This window comes from Parabacteroides sp. AD58 (assembly GCF_023744375.2).
GTDB classification, from domain to species: domain Bacteria; phylum Bacteroidota; class Bacteroidia; order Bacteroidales; family Tannerellaceae; genus Parabacteroides; species Parabacteroides absconsus.
In genome coordinates, this window is record NZ_CP146284.1 from 1,953,939 (window position 1) to 1,974,152 (window position 20,214).

At 44.7% G+C, this 20,214-nt stretch carries 17 protein-coding genes; 4 read left to right on the top strand and 13 right to left on the bottom strand.

Annotated features, from left to right (window positions below; genetic code table 11):
- Positions 1-103: 103 nt before the first annotated feature.
- From hisS to NEE14_RS08600, 9 genes are all read right to left on the bottom strand, one after another.
- Positions 104-1,459, bottom strand: a complete 1,356-nt coding sequence (gene hisS / locus NEE14_RS08560; protein ID WP_251967734.1) for a histidine--tRNA ligase — start codon at positions 1,457-1,459, stop codon at positions 104-106.
- A gap of 75 nt (positions 1,460-1,534) precedes the next feature.
- Positions 1,535-2,629, bottom strand: a complete 1,095-nt coding sequence (gene mnmA, locus NEE14_RS08565; protein WP_251967733.1) for a tRNA 2-thiouridine(34) synthase MnmA — start codon at positions 2,627-2,629, stop codon at positions 1,535-1,537.
- 104 nt (positions 2,630-2,733) lie between these two features.
- Positions 2,734-4,095 (bottom strand): MATE family efflux transporter, encoded by a 1,362-nt coding sequence (locus NEE14_RS08570; RefSeq protein ID WP_251967732.1) that lies wholly within the window; start codon positions 4,093-4,095, stop codon positions 2,734-2,736.
- Between the two features lie 233 nt (positions 4,096-4,328).
- Positions 4,329-5,432 carry a carbohydrate-binding family 9-like protein gene (locus NEE14_RS08575; RefSeq protein WP_251967731.1) on the bottom strand — a complete coding sequence of 368 codons (1,104 nt, stop codon included), beginning with the start codon at positions 5,430-5,432 and terminating at the stop codon, positions 4,329-4,331.
- Positions 5,433-5,438: 6 nt separating this feature from the next.
- Positions 5,439-5,975 (bottom strand): gamma carbonic anhydrase family protein, encoded by a 537-nt coding sequence (locus NEE14_RS08580; RefSeq protein ID WP_251967730.1) that lies wholly within the window; start codon positions 5,973-5,975, stop codon positions 5,439-5,441.
- An 85-nt stretch (positions 5,976-6,060) separates the two neighbouring features.
- A complete protein-coding gene (locus NEE14_RS08585; RefSeq protein WP_251967729.1) occupies positions 6,061-7,848 on the bottom strand; it encodes an aminopeptidase P family protein in 1,788 nt (595 codons plus the stop codon).
- Positions 7,849-7,991: 143 nt separating this feature from the next.
- Positions 7,992-9,140 carry an aldose epimerase family protein gene (locus NEE14_RS08590; protein WP_251967797.1) on the bottom strand — a complete coding sequence of 383 codons (1,149 nt, stop codon included), beginning with the start codon at positions 9,138-9,140 and terminating at the stop codon, positions 7,992-7,994.
- 486 nt (positions 9,141-9,626) lie between these two features.
- Positions 9,627-10,721, bottom strand: a complete 1,095-nt coding sequence (locus tag NEE14_RS08595; protein WP_317259029.1) for an IS3 family transposase — start codon at positions 10,719-10,721, stop codon at positions 9,627-9,629.
- A complete protein-coding gene (locus NEE14_RS08600; protein WP_251968791.1) occupies positions 10,622-10,981 on the bottom strand; it encodes a helix-turn-helix domain-containing protein in 360 nt (119 codons plus the stop codon). Before NEE14_RS08600 ends, NEE14_RS08595 begins: the two co-directional genes overlap by 100 nt.
- Before the next feature lie 204 nt (positions 10,982-11,185).
- Here NEE14_RS08600 and hemW point away from each other — a divergent pair, with 204 nt between their 5' ends.
- The 3 genes from hemW (at position 11,186) to NEE14_RS08615 (ending at position 13,194) form a co-directional block, all read left to right on the top strand.
- Positions 11,186-12,313, top strand: a complete 1,128-nt coding sequence (gene hemW / locus NEE14_RS08605; RefSeq protein WP_251968353.1) for a radical SAM family heme chaperone HemW — start codon at positions 11,186-11,188, stop codon at positions 12,311-12,313.
- A gap of 142 nt (positions 12,314-12,455) precedes the next feature.
- On the top strand, positions 12,456-13,031 hold the full coding sequence (locus NEE14_RS08610; protein ID WP_022456869.1) for a zeta toxin family protein: 576 nt from the start codon (positions 12,456-12,458) through the stop codon (positions 13,029-13,031).
- The gene (locus NEE14_RS08615; RefSeq protein WP_251968354.1) at positions 13,024-13,194 is read left to right on the top strand and encodes a hypothetical protein; all 171 of its coding nucleotides are present in this window, start codon (positions 13,024-13,026) and stop codon (positions 13,192-13,194) included. Before NEE14_RS08610 ends, NEE14_RS08615 begins: the two co-directional genes overlap by 8 nt.
- A 78-nt stretch (positions 13,195-13,272) precedes the next feature.
- Here NEE14_RS08615 and NEE14_RS08620 read toward each other — a convergent pair whose 3' ends face one another.
- The 3 genes from NEE14_RS08620 to NEE14_RS08630 all read right to left on the bottom strand — a co-directional run bounded on the left by NEE14_RS08620 (position 13,273) and on the right by NEE14_RS08630 (position 17,170).
- The gene (locus tag NEE14_RS08620) at positions 13,273-15,432 is read right to left on the bottom strand and encodes a S46 family peptidase (protein WP_251968355.1); all 2,160 of its coding nucleotides are present in this window, start codon (positions 15,430-15,432) and stop codon (positions 13,273-13,275) included.
- A 118-nt stretch (positions 15,433-15,550) separates the two neighbouring features.
- Entirely contained in the window at positions 15,551-16,024 is a 474-nt protein-coding gene (locus tag NEE14_RS08625) for a CYTH domain-containing protein (protein WP_251968356.1), read from the bottom strand.
- Positions 16,025-16,090: 66 nt separating this feature from the next.
- Positions 16,091-17,170, bottom strand: coding sequence for a DUF2027 domain-containing protein (locus NEE14_RS08630; RefSeq protein ID WP_251968357.1), 1,080 nt, complete (start codon positions 17,168-17,170; stop codon positions 16,091-16,093).
- A gap of 249 nt (positions 17,171-17,419) precedes the next feature.
- Between NEE14_RS08630 and NEE14_RS08635 the strand changes: the two genes are divergently transcribed.
- Positions 17,420-18,730: a Gfo/Idh/MocA family oxidoreductase gene (locus tag NEE14_RS08635; RefSeq protein WP_251968358.1), complete on the top strand. Its 1,311-nt coding sequence runs from the start codon at positions 17,420-17,422 to the stop codon at positions 18,728-18,730.
- A 128-nt stretch (positions 18,731-18,858) separates the two neighbouring features.
- Here the strand turns inward: NEE14_RS08635 and NEE14_RS08640 are convergent, their stop codons facing one another.
- The gene (locus NEE14_RS08640; protein WP_251968359.1) at positions 18,859-20,208 is read right to left on the bottom strand and encodes a Gfo/Idh/MocA family protein; all 1,350 of its coding nucleotides are present in this window, start codon (positions 20,206-20,208) and stop codon (positions 18,859-18,861) included.
- Between the last annotated feature and the right edge of the window lie 6 nt (positions 20,209-20,214).

The window sequence follows — 20,214 nt, forward strand, 5'->3', positions numbered from 1 at the left end:
ATTTCACTATACAAAACACTCAACAAAAAAAGTTTCTATTGCCTTTTATAACAATAGTAACTTTTGGATTTTTTGCTGAGATATATAAAATCGCCTGATAACTTTAGAACAGCGCTATCAATTCATCCACTGTAAGCAACTGCTGCTCGCCAGTGATCATATTCTTGACATTGATTTTGCCTTCTGTCATTTCGGTTTCGCCGACGATAGCCACATACGGGATTTTTTTCGTATCAGCATAACTCATCTGCTTTTTCATCTTGGCTGACTCCGGATATAATTCGGTACGAATACCGGCAGCGCGAACCTGGGCAACTAAAGGCAACAGATAGGCTTCTTCTTTTTCTCCGAAATTGACGAACAGAAGTTGTGTTGTCTGCAAAGCATCTTTCGGATACAGATCCAACTGATTCAATACATCGAAGATACGATCAGCACCAAAGGAAATACCTACTCCTGAAACGCCTTCCATTCCGAACACTCCTGTCAGATTATCATAGCGGCCACCACCGGTAATACTTCCGATCTGCACATCCAAGGCTTTCACTTCGAAGATAGCACCCGTATAATAGTTCAAGCCACGGGCCAACGTCAAATCCAATTCCAGTTCGGCACGCAAAGCTAATTTCTCAATCCGATCCAAGATGAATTCCATCTCGGCAATTCCCTTCATACCGGTTTCAGAAGTTGCCAGAATTTCTTTTAATGAAGCGATCTTTTCCCGGTTCGTTCCGCTCAACATAATCACCGGCTGCAGCTTACTGATGGCCTCTTCAGAAAGACCCTTTTCACGCAGCTCTTCGTTCACCTTCTCCAAACCGATTTTATCGAGTTTGTCGATAGCCACGGTAATATCAACGATCTTATCTGCCGCGCCTAATATTTCGGCTATTCCCGACAAGATTTTCCGGTTATTCATCTTGATGCACACCCGGATACCGAAACGATGGAATACTTCATCCATGATCTGAATCAGTTCCACTTCATTGATCAAAGAATCCGAACCAACCACATCACCATCACACTGATAGAATTCACGATAACGGCCTTTCTGCGGACGATCGGCACGCCAAACCGGCTGTATCTGATAACGCTTGAACGGGAAAGAAATCTCATTCCTGTGCTGCACCACGAAACGGGCAAACGGAACGGTCAAGTCATAACGCAAGCCTTTTTCGCAGGCTTTTGCCGCAAACTTCACCGGATTCTTTTCCAGCAGCTCTTCACAGGAAATGCTCGAGAAACAATCGCCTGAATTCAAGATCTTGAAAAGCAGTTTGTCTCCTTCTTCGCCATATTTACCCATCAGGGTAGACAGGTTTTCCATGGCCGGTGTTTCAATCTGCTGGAATCCGTACAAATGATAGACATCACGGATTGTATTGAATATATAATTACGTTTCGCCATTTCCTCCGGCGAAAAGTCTCTTGTTCCTTTAGGGATAGATGGTTTCTGCATGTTTATTTCGTTTTTAGTTTATTCATTCTTATTGAGTAAGGTTTCCGTTGACAAGGCTTTAGATACTGAACGCCGTTATCTTGTCAACTCGTTACCTGTTTCATCGTTTATAATCATACCGCTGCCCAGACACAAATGATGGTCCTTATCATAAACCACACCGTATTGTCCGGGAGCAATACCCTGGATCTTATCATCCGATTCGATACGGTAAACATCTCCAATCCGGCGGATACAGCCATGCGTAAACTCAGGCGTATGACGTACTTTAAAGGTTATTTCCTTGGCGTCGTCAAATTCGCCCCAGATATCTTCGGTGATAAAATCAAAGCCGTGCATATTGATCACTTTGCCATACTGCGTTTCCGGATCATAGCCATTGGATACATAAATAATATTCCGACGGATATCCTTCTTGATGACAAACCACGGACCGCCGCTTAATCCCAGGCCTTTTCGCTGACCGATGGTATGGAACCAGTATCCGTTGTGCTTGCCCAAGACTTTGCCCGTTTCCAGCTCGATAATCTTTCCTGGTCGCTTACCTAAATAGCGTTCGATAAAATCATTATAGTTGATTTTCCCCAAGAAGCAGATTCCCTGGCTGTCTTTACGTTTCGCACTGGGTAATTTCTGTGCTTCAGCAATCGCACGGACTTCGCTCTTCATCAGATGTCCGATCGGGAACATCAGTTTCTGTATCTGCAACCGCGTGATCTGCCCCAGAAAGTCGGTCTGATCTTTTACCGGATCTTTAGCCGTCGAAAGCCAGACTTTCCCATCGATTTCCGTCGTCGTCGCATAATGCCCGGTTGCAATCTTGTCGAAGTCTTTTCCCCATTTCTCTTCAAAGCAACCAAACTTGATGAACTTATTACACATCATATCCGGATTCGGAGTCAGTCCGCGTTTCACCGAATCAATGGTATAACTCACCACTTTGTCCCAATATTCATCATGCAACGAAACTTGCTCAAAGCGGCAACCATATTTCTTGGCGATATAAGAAGTTATTTCTATATCTTCCTCTGCCGGGCAATCAATGTATCCGTCTTTGTCTTCCATTCCGATACGGATATAAAAGATAGTCGGATCATATCCGGCCTCCTTCAACATGTGTACGACAACCGAGCTGTCTACTCCGCCTGAAACTAAAGCTGCTATTTCCATAAATATCTATTTTCTTTCTCCCCTGCAAAGGTACATATTATTAAGGAATACCCTGCATTTTTAACCAAATGATATTTCAGCTGCCAACTATTCATCTTTTGTATTCATCTTTTGGCCACTGCTTCTTTTCGTTTCATCTCCAACAATACGCCTCCTGACAGCGGAATAGCCAATACAAAGGTAAACATGTCTGATACAGCCTGACACATTTCAACACCCTGCAAACCTAAGTAATAAGGCAGAATAAAAATCAACGGGATGAAAAACAATCCCTGACGGGCAGATGCCAGGATAGTAGCTCTGACCGATTTACGAATGGTCTGCAGCATCATATTACTCAATATGATCCACGCGCCTAACGGATAAGTAATCAATTGCCAGCGCAAAGCTGCCGAACCGGTTTCAATCACCAACGGATCGCCTTTCCGGAACAAGGCAACGATTTCTTCGGCATAACCCATTCCGGCCACCGAACAGCACAGTAAAAAGATAAAACCCACTTTGACACTGAACCAGAAACCCTGCCGAACACGAGCATACAACCCGGCTCCATAATTAAATCCACATAAAGGCTGGAAACCTTGACCGAAACCTATCAGGAATGAATTGATAAACATACCGATCCGCGACACAATAGACATGCCGGCAATGGCAGCATCACCATAATTACCGGCAGACACATTCAAGAAGATAGTCGAAATACTGGCCAGTCCCTGACGGGCCAATGAAGGTGTTCCTCCTCCGATAATCTCTTTCACGAAGCTCCATGAAAAAGTAAAATTCCGGTAATGAATGCGGATATTACCTTCACGACGCCCCATATAAAACAGCAGGCAAAAGCTAAACACCTGACTGATTACAGTGGCTATAGCCGCACCTGAAATTCCTAAATCGCAGACAAAAATCAAGATCGGGTCCAAGATTACATTGGTTGCCGCACCCGCAACAATTCCCACCATGGCATAAGCAGCATTTCCCTGAAAACGCATCTGGTTGTTCAAGACCAGCGAAGCAATCATAAAGGGAGAACCCAACAATATAATTCCCAGATACCGCTCCGTATAGGGTAGAATCGTTGGCGTCGAGCCCAAGGCATACGAAAGCGGACGGAGCAGCAATAGTCCGAGCAGCATAAGAATCACGCCCAGCGACAACGCCAGGAAAAATCCGGTAGCCGCCATCCTGCTGGCAGCTTCATCTTCTTTAGCTCCCAATTTGCGGGAAATATAATTACCGGAACCGTGACCAAAGAAAAAGCCGACAGCCTGTATGATCGACATGACAGAAAATACAATTCCTACTGCAGCAGTCGACTGAGTATTAATCTTCCCCACAAAATAGGTATCGGCGATGTTATAGAAAGAAGTAACCAGCATACTGACAATGGTTGGAACGGCCAGTGTCATAATCACTTTAGGCACCGGAGCCGTCGTCAGATACTTAAAATTGTCTTTTGTTCGATGCATCTTTATCTCTTTTTATTGCCATTTCCCCAAAGGCCGTGAATCCATTGTTCCCGATTCAGGCCTAAACGGAACATCTTGTTCCACATTAACTGGTTCTTCCAACAGATAGATTCAAGCAGGTATTGGAAAGGCAGTCAGGTACCAACGCTACTCCGATGAAAAAAGCGATGTTACCTGGCTGCCCTTTATTTTCTTCCTTCTTCTTCTGTTATTTCAGTAACAGAACGGGCTGATTATTTCCAGACGAAACCGTCCTGGTTAATCCGCCATACTGAACCATCTGCTGCCGGCAATGAGATTTCGAACAAGGAAGCTGTCCGTTCTACGGTCATTTTAGCTACCTGTTCAGCCGAACAAATATCTGAAGCCTTCAGCGCCGTTGCTGTAGCAGCAAATTCGCCTGTCGCTTCCTGATATTCTTTCTGCCGGTAATACAACTGGCGCAACATCCACTTCACCGCTTCCTCCGGCTTTTCCTGGAAAGTATCTTCGCCCTGGCCAGCCACTTTATCAGAGAATTGAACATAACCCCAGTATTCAGGCAAGTGGATATTGATAATTCCGGTTGGTGCCCAAACCCAGTTATATTCACGGATCTTATCTTCACCCTTGATCGGGATCTTCACATATTTGCCGTCTTTTACCTCGGTAGTCCATTCCACCCGAGAGAAATTCACCCGGAACTGATCACCCTTATTCGGAGCACCTTTATGATCATTCATAACCTGATTTAAAGTTTCCCACGGGATGAAGACTTCCACACCCCAGCCTTTGTCGGTATCATTCGGATTATTGATCGTGCCATCCACCCAAACAGCCGATTTCATACCCGCAAATTCCCAGCCATTCAATACAGCCGGACGGTTCCGGTATGGCTGGCTCAAATACAAGTCCCAGTCTGTACCCAAGGCATTTACTTCATATTCCAGATAATTGTGCGTATCACCTGTCGGATCGAGGAAGATCTCGAAGTCATTCTCCAGGAAAATCACACAATCATGCTCTGTCTGATAAGCCCACACATGAGGCTCGTCCATCCAGGCAGCAAAATACATACCTTTTTCGTCGTATGCCATTTTAGCCCGCGTCTGATACAACGGGGCCGGACGCTTGTCTCCTTCGATATCCGTAAAATCAGAAGTCCACGGAATAGCATCCCATTCGGTCAGCTTTCCGTCGATTTTGATTTCACCCGGAGCCTTGTAGCAAACATACGTCGGTGCATTCAATGGTGTTACCGGAGAAAAATCAATGTTTTTCTCTTCCGTTTGTGGTTGTGGCGTACAAGCCAGCAGCGCCCATGAGAGCGCTCCTAAAGTCATCAGTTCCTTCTTCATATTATTTTATTTATGTTCTTTGTTGTCTTCTTCCGTGTACCACGAAGAATACATATGATAGTTCTTGGCGATTTTCTGGTTTATTTCTTTCGACTGTTCCGGATCAACTTTCTTGACAAACTTGGCCGGAACACCGGCATAAATACTTCCCGGTTCAACAATGGTTTTACTCAATACAACAGAGCCGGCAGCCACGATAGCGCCTTCTCCAATGACAGCATGGTCCATGACGACGGCTCCCATACCGATCAGTGCGCCATGACAAATCTTGGCGCCATGGATGGTTACATTATGACCGATGGAAACATCATCACCGATTTCAATCGTCGATTTTTCATACAACGTATGCAACACCGAACCATCCTGAATGTTCACACCATTACCGATACGGATGGAATTGACATCGCCGCGTACAACAGTTCCAAACCAGACACTGCAACCTTCACCGATTTCAACATCACCGATAATCGTTGCGTTATCGGCTAAAAAAGTATCTTTTCCGATTTTCGGAGTAAAACCTCTTACTGATTTAATTAATGCCATAGAGCTTGTGAGTTATTTAGTTTATAGTTTTATAAGTTGACGGGCAGACAAAGTTTCCCCGTCAACTTATTCTTTTGCCATCTCTTTAAATTTCGGCTGTCTTTTCCTTCAGCCAAGCGCGTTCGTCGTCTGTCAGATACGGACTCAGCTTTTCATATACAGTCTGATGATATTTATTCAACCAAGCATGTTCACGGGCCGACAGCATAGAAACAATTACCAGACGCGTATCGATATAACACAAGGTCAGCGTTTCCATTCTCAGGAATTTACCAAATTCCGTCTCGCTGTCTTCACATATCTCGATCATATTCTCGGTACGGATTCCGTATTGTCCGGCACGATACATAGCCGGCTCGTCACTCATTACCATACCAGCTTCCAGAACAACCGGATTTTCTTCCATTCGAATGCTCTGCGGACCTTCGTGTACATTCAGGCAATGCCCAATGCCGTGTCCGGTGCCATGCAGGTAATTGATGCCGGCATCCCAAAGAGCTTTACGTGCTAAAATATCCAACTGGCTACCTCTCATACCCACCGGGAATTTACATTTACCCAAGCTGATAGTTCCCTTCAATGCCCGGGTAAAGTCTTTCTTCATCTGTTCAGTCGGTTCACCCAAGGCTATCGTACGGGTTATATCCGTTGTTCCATCCAGATACTGGGCACCACTGTCCAGCAGATAAAGGCTTTCCGGTTTCAGCTCCACATCGGTTTCCGGAGTCGGAGAATAATGAACCACAGCTCCATGCGCACCGTAACTGGAAATGCTGGCAAAGCTATCCATAACGTATAAAGGTTGTTCAGCACGCAAAGCCGTCAGCTTGTGACTGGCACTCAGTTCGGTTACTTTCTCGCCGGCAGCCATCTGTTTTTCCAGCCAATAATAGAATTTGGTCAAGGCAACGCCATCCTTCACAACGGCATTCCGGTATCCTTTCCGCTCCGTTTCATTCTTGATACTCTTCAATGTATTAGCCGGAGAGATACCTTCAATAATCTGGGCAGATTGAGGCAATGCATTGCAAATAGCCACATTCGTAAGCGCTGTATCCAGATAAACGCGCGTATGTTCCGGCAAACGGGACAGATAAGTCGTCAGACAAGAATAGTCGGCCAAAACGACGCCTTCCTTCTTCAGACGTTCTCCCACTTCAACTGGCACTTTCTTCGGGTCAATAAAAAGAACGTTCTCATCATTGGATACAAACATGTATGCAACCCCAACCGGATTGTAGGCTACATCTGTTCCACGGATATTACAAGTCCAGGCTACTTCATCCAAGGCTGAAAGCACCGTACAATCAGCTCCAGCCTGATGCAGACGCAAATTGATATCATTCAGTTTATCTTCCGTAGAGCGACCACTCAGTTCTACCGGCAAATCAAAAATGGGAGCTCCCGGAAGTGCCGGACGATCTTTCCACAGCTCGTCCAACAATGCACAGTCTGTATTCAGTTCGATACCATTTCGAGCTAACGAATGCTTCAGGTTTTTAGCATCAGCCGCACTGTAAGTAGCACCATTCAACCCAACTGTTTCCTTCGACTTCAATTCAGACAATAAGAAATCCGTAATTGAAGGAGTATCGGGCAATTTCAACCGATATAAATCGATGCCACTGCCTTCCAGCTGCGCTTCAGCTTGCAGGAAATACCGGGAGTCAGTCCACAAACCGGCCTTTTCCAATGTTACCACTACAGTTCCTGCCGACCCGGTAAAACCGGAAATCCATTCCCGATACTTCCAGCATGCTGCCGGATACTCACTCATGTGCGGATCGGTTGTTGGAATAATATAAGCTGAAATATTCTGCTTTTTCATGGCTTCCCGCAAGGCAGAAAGCCGTTCTGGTATTTGTGTTTTCATCGCATGCTATTTTTTTAATGTCAAAGGCAAAGTTAATCATTTTATTTAATCTTACAAGGCAGAATCCGGTGAATAAAAAAGGCGTTGCCTGAAGTCATTTTGCTTCCGGCAACGCCTTTGACATTACAAAATATTCCGTAATTTTATTTCACACTGAACTTATAGATACATTCGCTCTTGTAAGTCTGTCCCGGTTCCAATACGACACTTGGGAAATCCGGATGATTCGGAGTATCCGGATAATGTTGTGATTCCAGACAGATGGCGCCACGGCGTGGATAAACGACACCATGTTTTCCATTTTCCTTTTCAGCCATCATATTTCCGCAATAAACCTGCAGGCCAGGTTCGTTAGTATAAACCTGCATCTGGATGCCACTGGTCGGAGCAACGACCGTTGCTGCTACCTGATTGATATCACCCTTCGTATTCAATACCCAGTTATGATCGTAACCACCAGCTTTTACCAGCTGTTCGAAGTCGCCATTAATACGGTCGCCGATTGTAACCGGTTCACGCAAATCCATCGGAGTTCCTTCTACCGGAGCGATACCCGTCGGAATAAACAACGTATCTACCGGAGTGTAATTGTCGGCATTGATAGAAAGCTGATGATCCAAGATCGTAGAACCTGCCACACCCGACAGATTGAAATAGCTGTGATTAGTCAAGTTAACCACTGTTTTCTTATCGGTTGTTGCTTCATACTTAATATCCATTGCATTATCGTCAGTCAAGGTATAAACAACCTTTACATTCAGATTACCCGGGAAGCCGGCTTCTCCGTCTTTTGACACATACGTCAATTCAACAGAATTATCACTCAGTTGCTTGGCATCCCATATCTGACGGTCGAAACCGTTCGGTCCGCCATGCAAGCAGTTCGTCTTATCATTCTGCGGCAGTGTATATTCAACGCCATCCAAAGTAAACTTACCATTCGCAATACGGTTGCCATAACGGCCGATCAAAGCACCGAAATTTCCTGTGCTGGAAATATAATCCTGCAATTTATCATAACCCAATACGACATCCGTCATTTTTCCGTTCTTGTCAGGAACCATCATCGAAACCCAACGGCCGCCCCAGTTGGTAATACAAGCTTCAGCGCCCTTTGCGTTTTTCAATACATACAAAGCTACCGGTTTGCCATCTACTTCAGAAGTAAAATCGGCCGGATTCAAACCAGAAAGAGTTGTTGCCGGAGCTGCGGCTTCTTCTTTTTGCTGTTGTTTCTGAGCACACGACAGCATCATGCACAAGGCCATGGCTGCCACACAAAATTTTTTAATCATCGTGTCTAAAATTTAAGATTCTCAATTGCCAGCAAAGATACGTTTTTCCTGGATAAAGCAAGACAAAATCCTATTGATTCTTTCTTCTCGAAATTCCCACCAAATCTTTTTCGCAAACAAGAAGTAAAAAAAGGCCTGACAGATAAAGAACAAACAGACTTTATTCCCCGAAGCTGTAAATATCTTATTAAAATGTCTTTTTAAATAAACCGTTTCACCCGGGTGAGACGATCGTTCCACCTATGTGAGACGATCGTTCCACATAGGTGAAACGATCATTCCACTGTCATTTAACGAATTTGGTTGACTTAAAATCTCTTTATAAATAGAAGGGGTTGACTGTAGTTTAACTTATTTATATACTGAGTTGACTCATTTTTTTGTTATTCACCCTGCAGGTTGTCTTTTCTTATTTTGGGCAAAAATAAACAAAGATCTTTTATCCTGATAAAAATAATGAAAAAACCACCGCGGTGGTTTGCCTTACGGCTGGAGGCGCGAAGCCTCCAAAGAGTTTGTCTCCACCTGGTTGGCAGAAACGAAGGCATTAGACATTTCTCCTTGGATGGCTAATTCCCGATAACTCTTCCAGCGTTTCTTTATTGTTCCCCTCATTGCGGAGGCTTCAGCAGGAGTTATACCGTCCAGACTCAAATGAGGACGCTCATTGTTATAGAAATCGACCGCTATCCTTATAGCTGATTTAACTTCCGATACGCCGTAAAAGGATTGCCCCAAAAGGAGTTCATTCTTAATTGTATTGTTGACTCGTTCCGCCACGGCATTATCTTTGGGATTGCCGCTTTCGGTCATGCTTATCTTTATATGATGTTCCTTCAACCGGGAGATATAACTGTAACAGGCATATTGGACACCACGGTCCGAGTGATGGATCAATCCATTAAGATCCTTGCCCTTATAATAGGCCAAGGCCATGTTCAATGCGTCCAAAGGATAACGGGCTTCCAGCGTGTCGCCCACACTGTAACCGATGATTTCCTTTGTGTAGTAATCCGTTACTAAAGAAAGATAGCAGAAATCGTACTCGCCCGTTTCCGGCTTTGTCCAGTAAGGTATATAGGTGATATCGCTGACTATCAGCTGGCAGGGACGATCCGGAATGTATGTCTTAATCAGATTCGGATAGACTGGATACTCATGGTCGGAATCGGTTGTCTTGACGCGTCTTTTCCGTTTACGGACTTTCAGGCCATAACGTTCGATGATGTCATAGAAACGGTTATAACCCACGCTATGGGAACCAAACCGGCTCTGGTACATCTGCCAAAGCTTGTTCCCTCCTATGCCCGGATCTTTCCCTCGGATTTCCTTGATAAACTCCACAACGAAAGATTCTTCCATCAGACGTTGCAGTACCTTGTCCTCATGCTTATAGTAGGCTTGTTTACTCACACCAAGCAGACGGCACAGGGGAACGACCTTATACCGTTCCCTGTCCCTTTCATGCAGCCTACGGACTACTTGGTGCCAGCTTTTTTTAGCTTTATGCCATACACTTCCTCGCCATAGGCGACCATCTCTTGGTAGAAATCTGCGCGCAAACGCTCTTCGGCCAATGCTTTCTTCAGTGACGACAACTCTTCGAGGAGCTTCTTGTAGTCTTCCGGCGTCACGTCTTTTCCTTGCTTTTTCATGAGTTCTGCTTCTAGAGGATTTTCTCGTTCAAAGGTAGCTATTATTCGATAAATGCTCGAACGACTTACTCCATATTGTTGAACCACTTCCTGGATGGAGACGTTGTCTTGCTTTACCAAACGGAAAATCTCTCTTTCCTGATTCTTCCGAAACTTCTCTTGTTCATAATTGCTTTCTTTCATCTTCTTGTTTTTTAGGAGTCAACCTTATTTACAAAAAGACACACAAGGGTGAAACGATAAAATTATAACAGGAAAAGGATCTCTTATTCATCTATTCCCTTTATCTTTGCCTAGAGAAAGAAACAGAAGATTGGCAACAACCTTCAGAAAAACGATTATCAGTACACGGAAAAGGCTCGAATTCCCGAGCAAAATACACAACGTATGGCAGGCCTTTATATACATGTTCCTTTTTGTCAGAAACGATGTCTGTATTGTGATTTCTACTCCAATACCGACATGGGATACAAAGAAGCTTATCTTTCGGCTTTGATCCGGGAGATGGAACTCCGCAAGAATTATCTGGAAGGAGAAACATTGGAAACCATTTATTTCGGTGGCGGAACGCCGTCTCAGCTATCTGTTGAAAATCTCAATCAGCTATTTGAAGCCATTTACCGGAATTTCCCGGTGAATCAGGATATGGAAATCACCCTCGAAGCCAATCCCGATGATATGACTCCTGCCTATGTGGCCGCACTGCGCTCGTTGCCTGTCAACCGGATCAGTATGGGCGTACAGAGTTTTGATGCAGCCGACCTGAAGTTTCTCAACCGGCGTCACGACCGCGAGGAAGCGCTCCGTGCCGTACGTCTCTGCCAGGAACACGATTTATATAATATAAGTATAGATCTGATTTACGGACTTCCCGGACAAACACCCGAGAAATGGCAGAAGAATCTCGACGAGGTTCTCCGGCTCGATATACCGCATATCTCGGCTTATCATCTGATCTATGAAGAAGGAACTGCCTTATACCGTTTGCTGGAAGCCGGGAAAATCACTGCAGTCGATGAAGACACCAGCCTGACTCTTTTCACCCTTCTGATTGAAAACCTGGCGGCTGCCGGCTATCAGCATTACGAGATTTCGAACTTTGCCCGCCCAGGTTGGTACGCGCGCCACAACAGTTCGTATTGGAAAGGCAAGAAATACCTCGGTCTTGGTCCGTCGGCTCATTCCTACAACGGCACGGAACGCGAATGGAATGTAGCCTCTCTTCCCGAATGGATCAAAGGCATCCGAACAGGAAAGCCTGCCCTCGAAAATGAACAACTGGATGAAAATACGCGTTATAATGAATATATTATGACTCATCTGCGCACGATGTGGGGAATTGATCTGAACGAACTGTCAGAGAAATTCGGAGAGAAAAAGTTAAAATATTGCCTGAACTTAGCACAAACGTACGAGAAACGTCATTTATTGTTGCAAAAGGACGGAAAATTAACATTGACAAAAGAAGGAATCTTCGTCTCCGACGGAATCATGAGTGACCTGCTTTGGGTATGAATTTTAACAAAACCGCCGGTTTTTAGGACGAAGTATATGTTAACGAGTACATTTTTTGCACAGAAAGACAAAAAATGTGTTGTAAGATTTGCATAATTAGAAAACTATTCTCTATATTTGTGCCGTAAAAATACAGATAGAAGTGCCTTATTTATATATAATAGCGGGTTGTAATGGAGCAGGCAAGACAACTGCCTCCTTCACGATTCTACCGGAAATGCTGAAATGTAAGGAGTTCGTTAATTCCGATGAGATAGCAAAAGGTCTATCTCCCTTTAATGCCGATAGCATTGCGGTTGCCGTGGAAGCAAGTCGTATTATGTATAGACGAATCAAAGAACTCATTGCAGCAGGTCAAACTTTTGCAATGGAAACGACACTGGCTACGAGATCGGTTGCGAATCTGATCAAAGAAGCCCAAAGGGAAGGATATTACGTGACATTGTTGTATTTCTGGCTGAACACGCCGGAATTGGCGATTGAACGTGTCAAAATGAGAGTGGCCGCTGGCGGTCACAATATTCCGGAGATGACCATTCGTAGAAGATACGAAGCCGGAATACATAATCTTTTTGAATTATATCTTCCTATTTGTGATTACTGGATGATTACAGACAATTCTATGTCGCCGATGGAAGTAATTGCCAAAGGCTTCAAGAATGAGAAAAAAGAAATATTCAATCAGGTTATTTATCAAAAACTTGAAAGTCATGAGTGAGCAAGAACTTAGAGAATTCGAGGAGAATATTGTGAAAGGTGCGAATGTTGCATTTCAGCGCTTAGTTAGTCAGAAAAAGAAAGAAGACGGCGAACTGGTATTTTCTCGAAACGGACATATCTTCAGAGTAAAGGCTTCTGAGCTCGATAAGGTAATGTCTTAATTAAAATTCTCGATATCAAAAGAACACAGCTTTATAAAAACGGATAGCTCCTTTCGGAACTATCCGTTATTTTTTTGTCTATTTCACGATTTCCATTTCTTTCAACAGATAATCGGCTCCGGCATACTTGTCAATCAGGAATAAGACATAGCGAATATCTACAATGATGCTTCGCTGGTAATCAGGCAGATATTCGATATCACCGCCGACACCTTCCCAATTGCGGTCGAAGTTAATACCGATTAATTCGCCCTCAGCATTCATCACCGGACTTCCGGAATTACCGCCCGTCGTATGCGTAGTCGCACACAATGCCACCGGCATCTTTCCATTGGCCGCAGCATAAGGGCCGAAGTCTTTCTTCGCATACAAGTCTTTCAGGCGCTGCGGAACGACGAATTCCCAATTGGTCGAATCTTCCTTTTCCATCACACCGTCAAGTGTTGTCTGGCAACCATAATAATCACAATCCCGCGGACTGTATCCTTTGATCTGACCATACGTCAAACGCAGGGTGAAATTGGCATCCGGCCATTGAGCTTCTCCTTTATTCATCCGCAACAAACCTTCCACATACGTACGGTGAGCCAGATTATATCCGTCATCAAACTGCTTCAGCGCCTGATTAAGTTCCCGTTGTTCAGCCTTCACGGAAAGGGCAAACTGAATCATCGGATCTTGTTCCAGTTCTTTTGCCGTAGGATGAGCAATAAAGCGGCTGAAGTTTTCCTGACTGCCGAAGATAGACTTTTCAAACAGTTCATCGACAAACTTATCGACATCACCTTTATATTTCTTATCGATATTGGCGAAATAAGCCGGCTCTACTTTCGTAGGAACCAGACGGCGATATTCTTTCAGCATAACCTTTGCTATTTTACGGTCTACCTCCGGTGCATAGTCTTTATCATAGAAACGCCGGAATGCATTCGACAACAGGAACAATTGTTTCTTGATTCCTTTCTGATCGTCTTTTGTCAAAGCAGTAATCAACGTATCCACATCGGTTGGCACACTGGTAAATTCAATACCTCTTACGATGGCTTCGTCCAACATCCATTTCCGGGAACGCAGATCCTTACGGTCTGATACAATCTGTTCAAGAGTAAGCAGTGCCTCTTCATATTGCGGCTGGCATTCTTTCTTTCCCCAAGCCAGCAAAGCTTCCTGTTCATCACGTTTGACCTGTTCGAAGTTCCGCTTGTTAATAGCCCAGTTACTTCCAATCGAATTCTTATAGGCATTCTCAGAGCTGGCATACTTGCTGGCATATTGGATACGCACTTTCGGATCTTTCAGCATCTCTTCGAGCATGGCTTTCTGCCGCAACTCCCGGATATTAATTCGGACGGCATTGTCGATATCACGACGTTCAGCCACTTCCCAGGAAGTATAATATTTATTGGTCCGTCCGGGGAAACCCATAATCATGGCAAAGTCGTTTTCCTGAAAGCCCTTGATCGAGATCTTCATCCAGCGCTTTGGATGCAAAGGCACGTTGGTCTCGGAATAAGGAGCCGGATTTCCGTTCTTATCCGCATAGACACGAAAGACAGAAAAGTCGCCTGTATGGCGCGGCCACATCCAGTTGTCGGTATCAGCGCCAAACTTTCCGATAGCCGAAGGCGGCGTTCCTACCAGACGGACATCCGAATAAATCTTCTTCGTGAACATATAATACTGATTACCTCCGAAGAAAGGCTTGATTTCTACTTCCGTCCCCGGATTATTCTGCAAGAACTTCTTGCCGACTTTCTTTTCTGCCAGCTTGTTCAGGAAACTGGGTGACAGATAATTCATACTGTTCGGATCTTTATCTTTAGCAAGTTCTGCCTTCACATAATCTGTTACCTCATCAATCTTGTCGATAAACGTAACCGTCAGTCCCGGATTCGGTAACTCCTGATCACGTGTGGTGGCCCAGAAACCATCCGTCAGATAATCATGATCAACCGTACTATGTGACTGGATAGATCCATATCCACAATGATGATTGGTGAGCAACAAGCCGTCGGGCGAAACAATTTCTCCCGTACAACCGCCACCAAAGATGACTACCGCATCTTTCAGTGATGCCTGATCCGGACTATAGATATCATAATCCTGCAACTTGAGTCCAAGGCTTTTCATCTCGTCGAACTTCTGCTCCTTCAGCAACGGAAGAATCCACATACCTTCATCCGCTTTCAAAGGCAACGCCAACAAGACAGTAGCGACAAATAAGAATAATCTTTTCATACGCATTGTTCTATTTGTTATTAAAATCACTTTTTTAGTTTGTCAGTTTTTGAGCTTGCCAGTTCTCACGATTCTTTCCCTTAAAGCAACAGAACTTATCAACCCAAAAACTCATCACCTATTGGTTCCATTCTGTAAAAGGATGTTGGGTAAGCATCGAATTGTAATACCTCCGATCACCAGTCACTTCCTTTCCTGCCCAAGCCGGCATGACAAACGGTTCATCCTCAGCTTCCAGTTCGATTTCTGCCATAATCAATCCTTCGTTGGCTCCATGGAAAACGTCGATTTCCCATACATGATTCCCGACTTTAGCCAAATGACGTACCTTATCAATAGCTCCCGGTTCGCAAAGACGGAGCAGTTGTTCGGCATCATCCAAAGGAATAGTCTGTTCGAATTCATACCGGCTCATGCCTTTTTCGTCGGAAGGACCTTTAATTGTCAGGAAACCGTTCTGATCCTGAATCCGGACACGTACGGTCTTTCCCGGTTGAGAACAGATATAACCTTGCACGATCCGTTTGCTGGCATACACATCTGCCGAGAAATCACCCGTAACCAAAAACTTCCGTTCTATTTCAGTGTGCATATTCTCTACTCAAAAATTAAGAATTGAAAGCAGACAATGAATTACCCATTGTCACTTTTCAATTGTTCATTTAATTGTTACCATCGTCGCACCAAAGCCATATTCACGGAAAGAAGCATCCTGATAGTAATGCTGTTTGTAACGAGTATTCAGTTCCTTTTCAATCGCCTTACGCAGCACGCCATCACCTTTTCCATGAATGAATACGATCTTCTGCCCTTTCTGAGAAGCATACTGATCCATTACTTCCCGGAATTTATCCAGCTGATAATTCAACATATCACTGTTCGATAAACCACGGATGTCATCCAACAGTTCAGCAATGTGCAAATCGACTTCAAGGATTGATGAGTTCGCTTCCTTTTTCTTGATAATGGATTGCTTAGGCTGCTTTGACGGACTATCATTACGCACCTTCTGCTGCATGGCTTCCTGCAACTCTGAAGCAGAAACCAGCATTTCCCGTTCCGGCAAGTCATTACGCACAATCGGGCAGATAATCGCATCCTCGTCGAAGAAGTCATTTTCCATAAAGCAATGCAGTTTATAGAACTTCACGGTATCCAAACGGAGCTCTACTGAAATGGCATTCTTCAAGGAATAAGGTTTGTCTTTCTTAAAGGCAATCAGCTGAACACAAATGCGCTCAAGTGCATTCAGGTCTTTCTTTTCAAACTCTTCCAGGAAAATCTTGGTATTGGGTTCGATGGTTCCGTTATAACGGCTTGTCCAGCTGTTATTTTCCCGGCTCATATAGTTAAAGAACAGATAGTAATTGCTGTCATTCACAAAGTAAGCCTCATAACCACACTGCTGAATCGCTTTCGGATCGGTCGGAAGATAAGCCAGATACACATTCAGACGTTCACCTTCGGGAGTTTCTTCTATTTCTTCCTCCGGCTCTTCCGGTTGCTGGCGCTTGCTGGTAATCTGTTTTTCCAACTCAGCCGCATTGACTTTCGGCTTATTCGAACTATGCACTTGCGGACCATCGCCCACTACTACGCATTCCCGAATCAAAGCCGGTACTTCAAAACCATCTTCATCTTCTACCAAAACCTGATCTTTCCCACGGAAAGCCGTTACGATGCCTCCGCCTGTTGTGTTCAGGAAACGGACCTTGTCTCCTACTTTTATATTACTCATATTCTTTTGTGTTTTTATTGTTCTTTTTCTTTTCGTAAGCTACTGCTTCCAGTAGTCTTCACAAAAGTAATATTTTTCTTTCACTTGTTCATAGGAAAGGGCAAGACTTGTGGTTAAACGCTGCCTGTCCTTACAAAGTAAAGGATATGCAACACATAAACAAATAATTGTCGGCCCATATACAGTTATCAAATTATTATGATTATATTTGTCACATGTGATTGTTAACTATAAAAACGGATATAAACCATGACAACGCGTAGAGATTTCCTCAAGCAGGCTTCTCTGTTAGGAGCCGGACTTACATTCAGTCCTTTTTTTATTCAAGCATCGAATGCTGTCTCAGCAAATGACAAAATCCAAGTGGCATTAATCGGTTGTAACGGTATGGGATTTGAAGACCTGAAAGCTTTTCTCCGTAATCCCGAAGTAGAATGTATTGCATTATGCGATATCGATGAAAGTGTACTTAACAACCGGGCTGCCGAGACAGAGAAAATAACCGGAAAGAAAGTCAAACACCTTTATAAAGACTGGCGTAAGGTAATCGACAATAAAGATGTTGATATTGTTATTGTAGGCACACCCGATCACTGGCACTGCCTGCAAGCTGTCTATGCCTGCCAGGCCGGAAAAGACGTTTATTGCGAAAAGCCTTTAGGCAACAGTATTGAAGAATGTAATATTATGGTTCGGGCTGCCGAGAAGTATAACCGCGTCGTACAAGTTGGCCAGTGGCAACGAAGTGACCCGCACTGGCAAGATGCGATGGCTTTCGTACACAGTGGTAAATTAGGAAAGATCCGAACCGTACGTGTATTCTCTTATCAAGGCTGGTGTCCGTCTATTCCGGTTAAGCCTGACGAACCTGTTCCGGCCGGTGTTGATTACGATATGTGGTTAGGCCCGGCACCCAAACGCCCGTTTAACCGCAACCGCTTCCACTTTACTTTCCGTTGGTTCTGGGATTATGCTGGCGGACTGATGACAGATTGGGGCGTTCACTTGCTCGACTATGCTTTATTTGGCATGAATGTAACGGCGCCGAAGTCTATTATGGCGTCAGGTGGTAAATTCGGTTATCCGGATGATGCCTGCGAAACCCCTGATTTATTACAGACGATTTATACCTTCGACGGTTTCACTGTTATGTGGGATCATGCCATCGGCATTGATGACGGAGCCTACGGAAGAAACCATGGATTAGGCTTTGTGGGAGAAAACGGAACATTGGTTGTCGACCGTGGAGGCTGGGAAGTCATTCCGGAGAAAGTAAACGGACAGGCCCGCATGGAAGCTGTTCCTCTGAAGAAAGCCTACGGCGAAGGCGGATTGAACCTGCATGTTAAGAATCACCTGGAATGCATCAAAAGCCGGAACCGTAACTGTAATGCCAGCATTGAGATTGGAGCACACATCGCCAAATTCTCTCAGTTAGGGAATATTGCCTACCGGACCGGCAAGAAGTTAAGCTGGGACGGAACAAGTTTCCACGACAGTGAAGCCGATGCTTACCTGTGCAAACAGTATCGTGCGCCGTGGGAATTACCGAAGATTTAACGGCTTTATCGGAAGAAGATCATATATAACCCGGATTTCTCAGGTAATGATTTCATATCAGACCGAGAAATCCGGGTTTTATTTCAGCCTCTCGTCAAGAAGGTGACTGCTTTTATCCTTCAGAAGAATTAATACCAGTCCGGCAAAGAATACGGATTCCGGTACTGATACCAGTACAGACGATGAGCTGCGGCTTCTTTATCATTGACAAAACTCAACGTAGCCGGATTCCATTTCACCGGACGTCCCAACTCGAGAGCAATATTTGTCAGACAACAAAGCGTATTGGTGCTGCAACCCACTTCAACCGGGGCAATCGGATTCTCACGCGAACGGACACAATCGATAAAGTTTTGCATGTGCGGCGCGCTGGTTTCATACTGTCCTTTGGCGATCTTCGTTTCTTTCTTCTCCAACAACGACGGATCTGAACATTCGATATAACCACGAGCTACCTTAATCCAACCTTTATCTCCGATGAACTGAATGCCCTGCGCATTCGGATTATCTTCCCGATACGGCTGCTCGGTCATCACAATGCCGTTGGCATATTTCATGGTTGCATATTTCGTTCCGTTATATCCCTTCGGAATATATTCTACCGGACCGGAACCATCCATTCCGATGGCAGCCTGGGCAATATCAAACATATGTGCGCCCCAGTCGGAAGTATAACCGTTTCCAGTCTCGCGATACCAGCGCCAAGCGCCCCACAACTGTTCATTCTTTTCCGGATCCAAGGATATAGGAGGACACAAATCCGGATGATAATGAATCTTCGGATCATTCAACGGGCCCATCCATTGGTTGAAGTTCAAGTTATTGGGAACTGGCTGTTCCGGCAGATCAAAAGGTTTAGGAGGCTCGCCTACCCGCGCATAGATCTTTTCAATATGACCGATGGCTCCTTGTTGTACCAATGCGATGGCCTGTTGGAACTCCTTATCCGAACGTTGCTGACTACCTACCTGAAGAACCCGTTTATTCTCCCGTACCGCTTTTACCATCGCCAGTCCTTCCGTAATGGTATAAGCCAGAGGCTTCTGGCAATATACGTCTTTTCCCGACTGGCAACTATGAATGGTACACAAGGCATGCCAATGATCCGGAGTAGCTACTTCGATGGCATCAATATCCTTGCGTTCGAGTATCTCCTCATAGAATTCATACTGATCACACCGCTGCGGCATTCCGTTTTCTGCCTGCCATTTGGTAATACGCCGAACGAAGCGTTCGCGCTTCATCGAATCGACATCACAACCCGCTGCGACCTGTACGCCCGGACATTGGGCAAATCCGCCAAAATCGCTCAGACCTTGTTGTCCCAAACCAATGAAACCCAATACAACCCGATCGCTCGGAGCAATACGAATTCCATTCATACTCCAGCTCGGCAAGATAGTCAATCCCGCCAGACCTAATGCTGAAAAGCCGAGAAACTCCCGGCGCGTCATTCCTTTCTTTTTTCCGTTTTCCATATAAGT